The following is a 13,565-nucleotide window of genomic DNA, read 5'->3' as shown; positions in this document are numbered from 1 at the left end:
AGACTCAGGCACGCAGGTTGCGCGCAAGTGTTGTCTTGGTTTCATGATTCGCTTTAATGATGCTGGCGGCTGTGGAGTAGCCATTCTGGAGTTCCTGGATAGCCTTCTCCAAACCTTCCATAGCATCATCTATGGCCTTCTGGATCCTGACCATTTCGGCTTTTTCTTCAAGCGCTTCTGCCCTGAATATGTCTGCCTGATATTTGTAAACAGTGGTTCCGATATCAGCACCACCCGAAGCAATCTGACCGGCGCCCCCTATCAACTGGGCTGTCTGTCCTAACTTGGTCACGATCGCGATTTTTTTTGCAACAGCAGCGGATGTGGTTGCAGCCGTGTTAGCGCCTGTCGCCGTCACCGTTGCAGCGGTTGAAGACCCTGCTGCGGTACTTGATGAAGCTGTACTGGCAGCGGCTCCACCGGCACCGGCAAAGCCACCTGCGACAGCTGCGCCTGCGGAAAGTGCGATCATAATGACAGCCCAAAAGACCGTCGCACCAATTTTGGTATCTTGCTCAGCGTCTTCGTCACTGGCAAGGCCGTCAAAAATTTTCATCATAAAGTTGTTGGTTTCTGATGAAACCGTCATGGTGATCATAAGACCTGTCGCTGCAACCATCAGACTCGCGGCAACAATACTCAAAGCACCACCGGTAAGAACTCCCGCAACAGCCAAAGCGACGGTGGCAATCGCCATGAATGCCAGCGCGATATAATTGAAAATCTTCCCTACCCTTTGGGATTTTTTCGATTCTTCGACTTTTGCAATGGATTCACGAATTTTGCTGATGATATTGCTACTGCGTTGCTCTGCAGCGACCTGACCTATCTTGATACTTTCCTGGTCAAAGCGGAGTCGCTCGTTCTGCAACTTTGACTGGATCTGAACCAGCATCGTGGTAGCGGAGTCTATATCAAGGGGCCTTTCAGCGTTGAGAGCTGCTTTGGTAAATGTATCGAGATCCTTCTTCAGCTCAGCTTTCAAATCATCCGGAATTTCTTTGATGGCAGAGAAACGAACCATGACATCTTCGAAAGTATTAAACAGTGTATTCAGCTTGGGATCGCCACCCCGGGCCTCCATATCTTTCAATCTGGCAGTGGCAGAGTGCATGGGAGCAAGAGCGTTTTCAGAATCTTTGGGATCAGCCACAGCCAGCATCCCATTGATTTGGGATTTGCTGAACCCCATACTTTCAAGTTCATTGCTCTTACTCTGAAGATGGTTTGTCTGCTTTCTGATGGGAAGGTTACTGTGTTCCTGAACCACCTCACCTGGCGACCTCGGGCCTTTTGCCGACTTGTCTGTTGCCTGCCCTTCCTGATGCTTCAACACTTCTGCGGTAGCCTTTTCAGACTCAGCATTTGCTGAAGGCGCATCCAGGACTGGAGCATTGATCTGTGCTTTAGGGGCTTCTCCACCTTCCGTTCTTGAGTAACTGTTCTGGTTACTAAAACCTCGCTGAACCGGATTTTCCTCATTATCAACAGCATTATAAGAAGCCTGATGAATATTTCCGGTTTGCTCTGTAGGGGCAGGCCCCTGACCGATTGAAGACATCCTTTCACCTCTTCCCTTAACTGCTCAGGTTTTCCAGCATGCTTTCGGCTCTCTGTTTTTCTTCCTCAAAAGCAGCCGCATTTCCAGCCCATTCAATGGCTGTTTCGTATGACATTTTTGCTTTTTCGTTGTCACCCATTGCCAGATGACAGTCTCCGATGTAGAGCATGGGCTTGGGGTCGTCGGCATCCAGTACAGTGGCAAAAGTGAAGATTTCAATAGCATTTTCATACTGCTTCATCATTTGCTGGCAGGCACCGAGACCCATAAAGTATTTTCGATTGAAGTGATCATAGAAACAGAGAAACTGAAAGACCTTTTGCGCCTCGTCGTACTTGCCCCCCTGATAAAGGTTATAAGCGACGCTGTATATGGCTTCCATGGCATCATCGCTCATATTTTTGAGGTCTTTGAAGGTTCCGCCCTTACCAAAGAACTCGAGAAGCATATCATCAAGTTCTTCACCTTCATTCATCTTGGCTTCTTCATTCACAGCGGGATCCTCCATGATTCACCGTAGGTTCTGAATAATCGTACTGAGTGACTGATAGTATTTGTTGACAAAGTTAGAAAGCATTTCAAAGCTTTGGTTATATTTATTTATAGTCTGCTGTAGCTTGGTTGTTTCCAGCTGGGATTGACTGGTCAAAGCTTCAATTTTGGTCTTCAAACCTTCGATATTAACTTCCCAGTCAGCTGAATTGTGATTAGTACCACTCTGGTACTTCGCGCCAAGGCTGTCCCAAAAGTCCTTGTACTCCTGACTAAAGGTTGTTGTGCCCGATGTACCGGCGTCAGCTTTTTTAGCTTTGGCTTTGGCTAACCAGTCGTTTGCTACTTCCAACTGGGCGTTCTTGTCCTGAATCGATTGAATCTGATCTCTGAGTTGAACCTCTATGATTTCCGCCCTGGCCGTTAGAACTGACATCACCAAGGCATCCAGACTGGGCTTGGAAAAATCGACAGGCTCTCCATTCAAATAGGCATTTACAGAAGCTGCACCCGGGCCAATATAATTATCTCCCTGCCAATTGCTCGGATTACTGACCTGATTCAGAAGCGAGACGGGTGTCTGGACATAGACCAGCTGCCTCGCAGCATCCGTGAGTTTGCCTGAGTACTGAAGAGAGTTGAGTGTTGACTTATCAACGGTATAAAAGTGAGTGGGTGTCAGGGAATTCCCCTGATCATCAGGGTCGGCCAGTGATAATAAAGCATCAATCTGTGCATCACTGAAACCCGCAGCTCTGAGTGAGTCTCTTTTGGCATCAGTAAGATGAACAGACCCCCGCGTGCCAGTGAGTGTTACTCCCCCCTTATTATCCACTGCCGGTGTGGAATCAGTCATAAATTGGCTCCCTGCCGCCCTGAGCAAATCACATTAGTATTAATTTAGTACATGACTTCAATGTGAAAATTTCATCAACAACATAAATTAAGAACTATTTGAAATGATTTTTATCTCTCATTTTGTCGATCACATTACTAAACCTGTCTCCGGTATGTCTTTCAAGCTCATCCAGGAACTCTGCTCCCGTGATCCTTTTTCCTCTGGGTTTTTCGAGCACCTCCTTCGCGGCGTTCAGAAAGTCATTTCTGTCACTGACACCAAGACGATCGGCCCTGTTCAAAGTGTCCAGTTCAAAAGAAAGCACTCGAAGGTGGACTTGATTTTGTGAAATAGTCGGATCAAAGGCCTCTGAAGCGCCTGTTCCAGAGGCAGAGGACTGTAGAGGTGTTGTCGGTTTTCCAGACTTAAGAGCTACAGGAGGAGGTGGAGGAGGTAGAGGAGGTTCTGGCACCGCATCAGAGACCCCTGCAGAAGCCCCAAATGCAGCCAGGCTCTGCTGTTTTAACAAACGCTCGGCTTTTTCTGCTTCGAGCAACTTCAGGACATGAGTCAATATTTCTCTGGCTTGTTCTGTGCCGGGACTGGCCAGCGCTCCCTGGGTCATGGCCATCAGCTGACCCAGGGAAGCATCGCTCATTCTGGGCAGCATCTCTTTCATTTTCGACAGAAAATCAGCCAGAGCCTGCTCTCTCTCAGTGGCTGATGTGGCATTCATCATAGCTTCTGCCGCACTCAAAATAGCGTTTGTGACCGATTTGAATTCATTATCGCGGGGATCAAAATTCTTATCTCTACTCAATACATCGGCAATAGCCTCTGAAATCACTTCTGAGAGAGGCAAGCCTGCTTGCATCCCTGAAGAAACTTGCTCTAAAAGCGCCTCGGGGTCTCCATTAATCCCGCTCTGCTGAGCAAACTTCCTTAGCCTTTTTTTGGCTTCGTCTTCATCCAGAGAACCATCTTCCCTGACAGGAATCGGGCCATCGCCCTGAGTGAGGGCTTCCAGAATGGGTTTGCGAACAGCCATGAACTTGCCATCATCGACATTGTTTTCAACCGGCTTGGATTTAGACTCATCAGGTTTTGGCTCAGGCTTATCAGGCTTCGGTTCAGGCGGGTTAACCGGAACATCACCCGGAGCAGCCATGATCTCGGTGAGGCCCATACTCAACATCATTATTCCACAAGCGTATATACAAAGTCCTGCTGGGGGAAAAGCAATGCTTGCGAGTGCACCTATGCCCACCAGAACACCACCCACTGCAGTGACCGTTGACTCTTTTTTGTGTTTATCGAAAAAACCAAGCTTGGGCTGAAGCTGATTCTTGAATGCTTCTTTTCTGCTTTGCACATCAGGATCATCGGATGAGCTGACAGACACGTGGGGTTGCGCAGAAGGTGAAGTCGCTGTTGGTGAAATGGATTCATCATTCGCGTCAGGGGCTGGACTGTCCCCATGCTCACCCGGAGATGTTTGCCCGGGTTCTTCGTGAAGCTGAGCACTTTCATCACTGTGCGGATCAGATGCTGTAGATGATTCATAAAGTCCGGAAAGTTCGGGAGGGCTGGTTCTGGAAGACTTTCTGGAGGCTTGCAGCGAATTCAATATTTGAGAAGCTTCATCATCTTCCATGGAATCTTTCAGCGTTGAATCCGTCAGCGCTGGCAAATCTTTACGGGCACTGGCAGTACGTGAGTGTATACTCTCTGGCGCTGGGCTCGAAACTTCAGAACCACGCCCCCCAATGAGACTCCTTCCCGGCGTTCCGGTTACATTTCTGGGACCCAACCGGCCCGATTCATCAGTCTTATGCTCTGGTGGCACCAAATCAACAGGTGATGTAGTTTGAGTTTCGACTCCCGTCGTTCTCCCTTCCATAAACCTTCTTCCAAAAGTTCGTCATGTACTTCAATAAAGCTTAGATGAACTATCGCTTTGGCAGGAAAATTTAATACTCAAAGAGAATAAATAAGGCTTCAGGTGAGAGAGCAGGACGACTTACACAGCTTTTTGTTTAGCTGGTGTTTCATAAAATTCCAACACCGCTGACATGACATCCTTAGGACTGAGCATTCCGACCAGAGCACCGTCGTCAACAACGGGGACCCTGAAAGCGTGGGCTTTCATAAAGTGTTCGTACGCAGTAATGATATTGTCGAAGGGTGATACGGTGAGGACTTCCCGGGTCATACTTTCTCCCACAAGACTCCCTTCCTGGGAAAAATACCCTCCCATCAATGTTCCCTGGAGACAGTCGGTTTCTGAGAGGATACCGACCACGCCCCCACTCTCATCGACAACCGGTACGGCCGTAATATCGTTGTGGAGCAGTATTCGTATGGCCTCAACCACTTCCATAGTTGGTGGAATAGTGATCACCTGAGGTGTCATGCAGTCTTTAACTTTGATTGATCTCATAAAACCTCTCCGGTTATTCTGAGCAGTCAGGAGCAATATGACCCTTACAGTATTCTACTCTTTTTCGAACAATGTCCAGTTGCCAAAGGAACATACTTCATAAAGTCTTGTCCAGAACGGAGACAACTCCCTTCGGGAACTCTATAATGACCAGCTTTCCATCCATTTACCTCTGTAATCGAAATAAGGCAAAGGTATACACATGAGCTATGCAAATATCCCGGCAGGTAAGAGTCTGCCTGAAGATATCTATGTTGCCATCGAAATTCCGGCCAATGCGTCACCCATCAAGTATGAAATTGATAAGGATGTCGATGCTCTGATGGTAGACCGTTTCATGGCTACCCCCATGTTCTACCCTGCCAACTATGGTTACATTCCCCAGACTCTGGCGGACGATGGTGATCCTCTGGACGTTCTGGTAGTGACGCCTTACCCTGTTGTTCCGGGTTCAGTCATCCGCTGCCGTGCGGTCGGCATGCTGAACATGTCAGACGAAAGTGGTCAGGACGAAAAACTGATTGCAGTCCCCCATGAGAAGCTGTCTGCATTATACAACGATGTACAGGAATACTCTGATCTGCCAGAACTACTGCTGAAGCAAATCGAGCATTTCTTCGAGAACTACAAAGATCTGGAACCCGGAAAGTGGGTCAAGATCGAAGGCTGGGAAGGCAAAGAAGCTGCCTTTGAGGTCATCAAAAAGTCTGCAGCAAACTACAAAGGCTGAAGGAATTAACGCAGTAAACTATTTTCATAAGTGGTTTATTAATCCTTTGATGGTGCTGGAGATGTTATCTCCAGCACCATTAGCGGACTCGGGAGCTTGCATCCCGGCCATTTCACTTCACAATTAAAGAACCAGAAACAGGAACAGTTGGTTTTACATGGTTCAGCTATTCATAAGCAATCAAAAATCTTACCTCAGCACCTTTTTCATTATTCTTTTTACCTGGGCTTTTTCCAGTGGTGCTTCTGCTGATTTAAGCGCACTACTGGGCTCCGGGACGCAGCAATTTTTGCCAGTTGAAGAGGCGTTTCAGCTGGAAGCAGAGATCGAAAACAACACACTGCTCCTGCACTTTCTGATAACACCAGAACATTATCTTTACAAGGATCGATTCAGCTTTTCCAGTGATGAAAGCACTACCCTGCTTGGTGAGCCAATATTTCCAAAAGGCAAACAAAAGTACGACATTAACTTTGAACAGGACATGGAGGTCTTTCCAAAAAATGTCACTGTTAAAATTCCTGTCAAGAGTTCTGAAGCCGAGCCCCAATTCCAGATAAGGTTTCAGGGCTGTGCTGATGCGGGCCTTTGCTATCCGCCACAGACTCTTACTATTACTCTGCCAAACCCCCATGTCTCCAGTACTGATCGGGTCAGGTCTTCTGAAAAGGCGCCGGATGACGGCAAGGATCAGAGTATCCCGGAATCCTTTGTCGACAAGAACCTTCCTGTTACACTTCTGCTGTTTTTACTGGCGGGGCTGGGGCTGGCCTTCACCCCCTGTGTACTCCCGATGATTCCTATTCTCTCCAGTCTGCTGGTAGGCGCTGCAGCAAAGGGAGCCAGTAGAAAAAGAACGCTCACTCTTTCCATCATTTATGTGCTCAGTATGTCGATCACCTTCGCTCTGGCTGGCACTTTGATGGGGCTTTTCGGGGCGAGCCTGAACCTGCAGGCAAAACTTCAATCACCCTGGCTATTGATCCCCTTTGCCATTCTCTTCGTTATTCTGGCTCTGAGCATGTTTGGTTTTTATGAACTCCAGCTTCCGGAAAAGCTCAGGGATCGTCTGAACAAACAACCTCAGAAGTCAGGAAGTCTTTCAGGTGCAGCCGTCATGGGGGTTTTATCAGCCCTGGTGGTATCGCCGTGTGTCTCAGCACCCTTGGCAGGCGCACTGATTTACATCAGCTCAACAGGTGACGCACTCATTGGCGGACTCTCCCTGCTGGCTCTTGGCCTGGGAATGGGGCTGCCACTCCTATTGATTGGTCTGGGTGGCAAGAGCCTGCTACCAAAAGCAGGCGGTTGGATGGAAAATGTCAAACGCTGCTTTGGCTTCCTGCTGCTTGGCGTTGCCATCTGGATGCTGGAGAGGGTTATTCCAGCACCACTCACGCTCTTTCTCTGGGGAACACTGGCACTTGGTGGTGCTGTCTGTCTTGGCGCTATGGACTTCAGCAAGAAAGCCGGAGCCGCTTTATTTTTTCAGGCGCTCGGCCTCGTTCTCCTGATCTATGGCACTCTGCTGATCATCGGAGCAGCTCAAGGTCAGAACGACCCATTACAACCTCTTGGCAGAAACAGCCAGCCCGCTGAAAACCTTTCAGCAGGGTATTCCTTTCAAACAGTGACAACGGTTAAAGCGCTTTTGGCCCAGCTGGAAATGGCCAGGAAGAGTGGCAAAGCCGCGATGATTGATGTTTATGCAGACTGGTGCATTTCCTGCAAGGTTATGGAAAGAAACGTTTTTCCTGAAGCTATTGCCAAAGTCAGCCCAGGCAACTGGCATTTCATCAAATTTGATATAACCGCCAACACCCCCGAACAACTCATCTGGCTAAACAATTATCAATTGTTTGGCCCACCTTCTCTGCTATTTTTCAACACCTATGGTCAGGAGCGGAGTGAACTTCGCTCTCTGGGAGAGATTACCTCCTCTGAACTCCAGAAAAAACTGAATCAGACGCTTTCTCCATAAATCTGGATCTAACATCATCGTTCTGGGCTTATATGGCTTTGAAATGCTTGGTAACTGTCTTTAACGTTCAGTAACACGCACGAACTAGACCCTTTGAATGCATTGCGGCACAATAAAAGCCAACATGAGAGGATACAGATGGCAACAATACTTGTTCTTAATGGCCCCAATCTGAACTTGCTGGGAACCAGAGAGCCCGGCGTGTATGGTGCCACCACACTGGAACAAATCGATTATATTCTGACCCAACAGGCTCAAATGGCTGGTCACCAGCTCAGTTGCTTCCAAAGCAACGCTGAGCATGAACTCATAGAACGGATTCATAAAGCTTCTGAAGAACGGGTTAATTTCATCATTATTAATCCTGCGGCTTACACTCATACCAGTGTTGCTATCAGAGATGCCCTGCTGGGTGTTGCCATTCCCTTTGTTGAAGTTCACTTGTCCAATATCCATCGACGGGAGGCTTTCCGACATCATTCCTATTTCAGTGATGTCGCAGAAGGCGTAATCGCTGGACTCGGACCCAAAGGCTATGAGTTTGGTCTGGCCTATGCCATTGACCTGCTCAGTCAGAAGTCATAGAGGCTACTCGTGACTGACTGCATATTCAGAATGTTCTTCTGAAAAGCCAACTTCTCATAAAGCTAAGAAGCCGAGTGCAGAAAATCACTTCTTCTCTTTTCGGGAATAAAATGATTTTCACATTAAAACAATCAGGGCTGCATGATTGAGTGCACCCATGAACATCCTATTAACCACGGGGCAGTTTCTCCCTGTCCAACAGCATTTGAGATTAACGATGGACATCCGAAAAGTAAAAAAGCTCATTGAGCTGCTGGAAGAGTCTGGAATTGACGAGTTGGAAATTCACGAGGGTGAAGAATCTGTTCGTATCAGCCGTTATTCCCAGAATGCTCCGGTAGCCTCACTCGCTGCTCCTCAGGTTATTCCTGCTGCAGTTCCAGCTTCAGCGCCTGTGGCAGCTGTACCTGAAGCTCCGGCAGCAGCCCCGGCGGCTGAAACCAGACCTCAGCTGTCAGGTCACCATGTAAAATCGCCAATGGTCGGTACTTTCTACACAGCATCTTCACCCAGCTCACCGGTTTTTGTTGAGCTAGGGCAGCAAGTTAAAGAAGGTGATGTTCTCTGCATTGTCGAAGCCATGAAAATGATGAACCAGATCAAGGCCGACAAGTCAGGCACCATCGAAGCCATTCTGGTTGAAAACGGGCAGCCCGTTGAATACGACCAGCCCTTGTTCACCATTGCCTGAGACAGATCCCATGCTGGATAAAATCGTAATCGCCAACCGGGGCGAAATAGCCCTGCGGGTCTTGCGGGCCTGTAAAGAACTCGGCATCAAGACCGTAGCCGTGCACTCCAAGGCTGACGAAAGCCTGATGCACGTGCGTCTGGCTGACGAGTCTGTCTGCATTGGTCCCAACAGCCCTGCTGAAAGCTACCTGAATATCCCGGCTATTATCAGCGCTGCAGAAGTGACTGATGCCAATGGTATTCACCCTGGCTACGGCTTTCTCTCAGAAAATGCCGATTTTGCCGAACAGGTAGAACGCAGCGGGTTCACCTTTATTGGTCCCAAACCAGACGTTATTCGCCTGATGGGTGATAAGGTATCTGCAATTGCCGCCATGAAAAAAGCCGGTGTTCCAACCGTTCCAGGCTCTGACGGCCCCATCACAGAAGATGATGAACGCACACTGGACATTGCCCGCCGCATTGGTTACCCGGTCATTATCAAAGCATCAGGTGGTGGCGGTGGTCGAGGGATGCGAGTCGTTCACAGCGAATCCGATCTTCTCAATGCCATCAACTTAACCCAGTCTGAAGCCAAAGCAGCCTTCAATAACGACGTGGTCTATCTGGAGAAATTCCTGGGAAATCCTCGTCACGTTGAATTCCAGGTACTGTCAGACAGCCACGGCAATGCTATTCATCTGGGGGATCGTGACTGCTCTTTGCAGCGACGCCACCAGAAAGTCATTGAAGAAGCGCCTGCACCTGACATTGATCAGGATGCCAGAGCCACGGTAGCAGCAGCCTGTACCAAGGCCTGTATAGAAATTGGTTATACCGGTGCAGGTACTTTCGAATTTCTGTATGAAGATGGCAAGTTCTACTTCATTGAGATGAACACTCGTGTGCAGGTTGAACACCCTGTAACAGAAATGATTTCCGGCGTGGATATTGTCAGAGAACAGATTCGCATTGCCAGTGGTCTGCCTTTGAGCATCTCCCAGGAAGAAGTTGAACTTCAGGGCCATGCTTTTGAATGTCGTATCAATGCCGAAGACCCAAAAACCTTTATGCCTTCTCCGGGTCTGGTCAACCAGTTCCACTCTCCTGGCGGTAATGGTGTTCGGGTAGATTCTCATCTTTACAGTGGCTACAGCATTCCTCCCTACTATGATTCACTGATAGCCAAGATCATCACCTATGGTCCAGATCGTGAAACCGCTCTGTTAAGAATGAGAAATGCATTGGATGAAGCGGTTGTAGATGGCATTCGTACAAATATCCCACTGCACCAGGAGCTGGTGAAGGACAAAAACTTCCAGAAAGGAGGCGTTAGCATCCATTATCTGGAGAAGAAGCTTGAAGATGCCTGATCCTGCTTCCAAAGCTCTCTGAAAACTGCTTTCAGAGAGCCTCCTCCCTCTTCTACTTTATTAACTCTTGTCCCACTTCCTCAATCAGCTAGAATGAGACGGACCCGACAGGAAACTTATTCTGCCATTCACCCCAATCTGTAAGCCCATACCCATGCCCTGGATACAAATCAAACTAGACACCTCTTCCGATCATGCTGAAGAACTGGAAGACCTGCTTCTGGAAGCCGGAGCCAGTGCCGTAACCCTTCAGGACGGTAAAGATCAGCCCCTGTTCGAGCCCGAGCCAGGCAGCACCCCGCTGTGGCAACATACCGTGGTCATTGGACTCTTCGATGCCCATAAAGATATGGACGCCGTAGTAGAGCACATACAGACTCAATACCAGCAAAGCCCATTTCCTGACCACAAGGTTGAAATTGTCGAAGACAAGGATTGGGAAAGAGAATGGATGACCCACTTTGTGCCCATGCAATTTGGTACAAAACTCTGGGTCTGCCCCAGCTGGAAAGAGATTCCGGAACCTGATGCCATTAACCTGATGCTTGACCCGGGTCTTGCTTTTGGAACAGGCACTCATCCAACCACAGCTCTGTGTCTGGAGTGGCTGGAAAAACAGGAAAGCTTAGAAAATCAGTCGGTTATCGATTACGGGTGTGGATCTGGAATACTGGCGATTGCAGCATTATTACTGGGTGCTAAAACCGTAACCGGGGTCGATCTTGACCCTCAGGCACTGGAAGCAACTATAGATAACGCCGAAAGGAACAAGATCGCCCCGGAAAAACTGAAAGTTTATTTGCCGGATCAGGCTCCAAAGGATACAGCAGACGTTGTGATCGCCAACATACTCGCTGGCCCACTGGTAGAATTGGCACCGACACTGGCGAGCTATCTCGACAACGGCGGGAAGATCGCTCTGTCGGGTATCCTTTCTGAACAGCAAGACATTATCGTCAGCACCTACTCTCAATGGTTCGAACTGGAGCCTGCTATGCACCATGAAGACTGGATTCTGGTGACCGGAACCCGAAAGTGACAACTAAAAAAACGCGGCATTTTTCGATACTAGGAGCCTGACCGAGAATAGCGCCCGTAGCGAGGACGGCAGAAAATTGAGGATGAAAATTCGGTTTTGTGAGGAGAATAGCGAGCTATTTGACGAACAAAAGCGGATTTTCAGACCAATTTGCTGCCGCCGCAGTAGGGCAGTCTATTCTCGGTCAGGCTCCTAGGAGCCTGACCGAGAATAGCGCAACCAGACCAACAGAAGTTTTCCCAAATCTTAAAATGAGCAAAAAATATCCAATTATTAGTGGGATTTTGCTCATTTTTGCATATTTATGCCTTCTCACAGCCTCTATGCTGCCTTTTTAGCCTCTTTCAAATCTTCAAGACGGATTGACCTCGTGGAAGCCGCTTTTACAAATTTTTTGATATTATGCGCAGTGCATACCAGTGAAAATTCCGCTGAAACTTTTTCTTTGCCGCGGAGACTGAACCCTCGGAAACCAGATTCTTTTATCTGTCCAAATGGTGGCTCCGCAATAACTTTACGACGCTCATATATGGCTTTCGCACCGGCTGTCTCCATTTTCTTATTCATAGCCTGACGTGCTTTTTCAAACTTATCGGTACGGATAACCCTGCCAGCCTCTTTCTTTGAATCACTGCAATTCCGACGATAAGGGCATTCCCTGCATACCGTCTTGTTTGCCCGGTAGCTTTTTCTTTTGCTTTTGCTGGCCGGGTTCGTTACCAGCTTTTCCCCTGCCGGACAGATAAATACATCAGCTTCGGAATCATACGCAAAATCCGCTTTGACAAACTTCCTGTCAGAGCTTTCAAGGTCGTCAGCGGCAGGCTTCTCCGCCTTGTCGGTTGCGATATAGGCATCAATCTCATGTCGCTCGACTGTATGTAAGTTTGACCCTGAGAAGTAACCATTATCCATACTCCACTTATCTACAGCCGCGCCATCAGTGGCTCCTGATAATGCCCTCAGCGCCGGCTCCACTTCCTGTACATCGTTGGCGTGTTGGCTGACATGCTGGCCAACAATGATCTGGTTATCGGAATCAACTGTAATTTGAGCATTGTAGCTGTACTCACAATACCCCTTCTTGCTCATCACGCGGGCATCGTGATCTGCAAAACTGATCTGCTTTTTGTCGTCTATTGGTTTGTCTGGATTTAAAGCTTTTTCACGTTCTTCAAGTGCTTTCTTGGCCTCTTTGATTTTTTTCAGGCGCTCTTCTTTAAACTGGAGGTCTTCAGGAATGCTGTAACCATTGGTTGCTTTGTAGGCGTCATCTTCTTCCTGATCACACTGACTGGCTTTTTTGATCAGCTCATCCACTTCGGCACTGAGTTCTGCCTCTTTCGCTTTGAGCCTCCCGTAGCTCATGGCCTTGTGTTTTGAGCTGTTGGCTTTGAACTTGGAGCCGTCCAGGCTGATATGACCCAGTGATGCCATTTTGAGTTCAATGGCCAGTTTGACTGACTGTTTGAAGCAGTCATGGAAAAACGACAGATTATCCTTACGAAAGTCACCAAGAACCCTGAAATTCGGGCAGTTCATTTGTGAGATATACATGAACGCCAAGTCTTGTCGACACCGTCGCTCAATCTCACGGGAACTGAAAACACCATGGCTGTATGCGTAGATCAGAATAGCGACAATGAGCTTTGGAGGGTATGCGTGCTGACCAAGGTGGTGATATTTTTTTTCGACTTCAGACGTATTAATGTTCTGAAAAATGCTTTCATAAATAAAACAATCATGATCTTTGGGAAGCAAATCGAAAACGTTGGTTGGGAACAGCAGATGCTGATCAAACTCAACAGGACTGTCCTTAAACTTTGGTGGTGGTGACATTTGGCATAATCAGAG

The 13,565-nt window shown here is 48.1% G+C and carries 12 protein-coding genes; 6 read left to right on the top strand and 6 right to left on the bottom strand.

Going from position 1 to position 13,565, the window contains the following annotated elements; translation table 11 throughout:
- Nucleotides 1-4: 4 nt before the first annotated feature.
- The 5 genes from sctE to ACO6V5_RS00405 form a co-directional block, all read right to left on the bottom strand.
- Nucleotides 5-1,561, bottom strand: a complete 1,557-nt coding sequence (sctE, locus tag ACO6V5_RS00425) for a type III secretion system translocon subunit SctE (RefSeq protein ID WP_422134881.1) — start codon at nt 1,559-1,561, stop codon at nt 5-7.
- 16 nt (nt 1,562-1,577) lie between these two features.
- Nucleotides 1,578-2,054 carry a SycD/LcrH family type III secretion system chaperone gene (locus tag ACO6V5_RS00420; RefSeq protein WP_422134882.1) on the bottom strand — a complete coding sequence of 159 codons (477 nt, stop codon included), beginning with the start codon at nt 2,052-2,054 and terminating at the stop codon, nt 1,578-1,580.
- A gap of 18 nt (nt 2,055-2,072) precedes the next feature.
- Nucleotides 2,073-2,909, bottom strand: a complete 837-nt coding sequence (locus ACO6V5_RS00415) for a hypothetical protein (RefSeq protein WP_422134883.1) — start codon at nt 2,907-2,909, stop codon at nt 2,073-2,075.
- A 94-nt stretch (nt 2,910-3,003) separates the two neighbouring features.
- Nucleotides 3,004-4,791, bottom strand: a complete 1,788-nt coding sequence (locus ACO6V5_RS00410; RefSeq protein ID WP_422413068.1) for a hypothetical protein — start codon at nt 4,789-4,791, stop codon at nt 3,004-3,006.
- Between the two features lie 120 nt (nt 4,792-4,911).
- On the bottom strand, nt 4,912-5,331 hold the full coding sequence (locus ACO6V5_RS00405; protein ID WP_317145470.1) for a CBS domain-containing protein: 420 nt from the start codon (nt 5,329-5,331) through the stop codon (nt 4,912-4,914).
- Nucleotides 5,332-5,533: 202 nt separating this feature from the next.
- Between ACO6V5_RS00405 and ppa the strand changes: the two genes are divergently transcribed.
- The 6 genes from ppa to prmA all read left to right on the top strand — a co-directional run bounded on the left by ppa (nt 5,534) and on the right by prmA (nt 11,711).
- Nucleotides 5,534-6,061: an inorganic diphosphatase gene (ppa, locus tag ACO6V5_RS00400; RefSeq protein WP_422134885.1), complete on the top strand. Its 528-nt coding sequence runs from the start codon at nt 5,534-5,536 to the stop codon at nt 6,059-6,061.
- 157 nt (nt 6,062-6,218) lie between these two features.
- A complete protein-coding gene (gene dsbD / locus ACO6V5_RS00395; protein ID WP_422138705.1) occupies nt 6,219-8,042 on the top strand; it encodes a protein-disulfide reductase DsbD in 1,824 nt (607 codons plus the stop codon).
- A 138-nt stretch (nt 8,043-8,180) separates the two neighbouring features.
- Nucleotides 8,181-8,627 carry a type II 3-dehydroquinate dehydratase gene (aroQ, locus tag ACO6V5_RS00390; protein WP_422413065.1) on the top strand — a complete coding sequence of 149 codons (447 nt, stop codon included), beginning with the start codon at nt 8,181-8,183 and terminating at the stop codon, nt 8,625-8,627.
- A gap of 217 nt (nt 8,628-8,844) precedes the next feature.
- On the top strand, nt 8,845-9,318 hold the full coding sequence (gene accB, locus ACO6V5_RS00385) for an acetyl-CoA carboxylase biotin carboxyl carrier protein (RefSeq protein ID WP_422137134.1): 474 nt from the start codon (nt 8,845-8,847) through the stop codon (nt 9,316-9,318).
- A 10-nt stretch (nt 9,319-9,328) separates the two neighbouring features.
- Nucleotides 9,329-10,672: an acetyl-CoA carboxylase biotin carboxylase subunit gene (gene accC / locus ACO6V5_RS00380; RefSeq protein ID WP_422140101.1), complete on the top strand. Its 1,344-nt coding sequence runs from the start codon at nt 9,329-9,331 to the stop codon at nt 10,670-10,672.
- Nucleotides 10,673-10,826: 154 nt separating this feature from the next.
- Nucleotides 10,827-11,711: a 50S ribosomal protein L11 methyltransferase gene (gene prmA, locus ACO6V5_RS00375; RefSeq protein ID WP_422134889.1), complete on the top strand. Its 885-nt coding sequence runs from the start codon at nt 10,827-10,829 to the stop codon at nt 11,709-11,711.
- 321 nt (nt 11,712-12,032) lie between these two features.
- On the opposite strand, the gene ACO6V5_RS00370 is transcribed toward prmA, so the two are convergent.
- Nucleotides 12,033-13,550 carry an IS1182 family transposase gene (locus ACO6V5_RS00370; RefSeq protein WP_422132798.1) on the bottom strand — a complete coding sequence of 506 codons (1,518 nt, stop codon included), beginning with the start codon at nt 13,548-13,550 and terminating at the stop codon, nt 12,033-12,035.
- Between the last annotated feature and the right edge of the window lie 15 nt (nt 13,551-13,565).

This window comes from Endozoicomonas sp. ALD068, from assembly GCF_049310145.1.
In the GTDB taxonomy this organism is placed as follows: domain Bacteria; phylum Pseudomonadota; class Gammaproteobacteria; order Pseudomonadales; family Endozoicomonadaceae; genus Endozoicomonas_A.
This window is presented reverse-complemented; position numbering and strand designations above follow the sequence as displayed.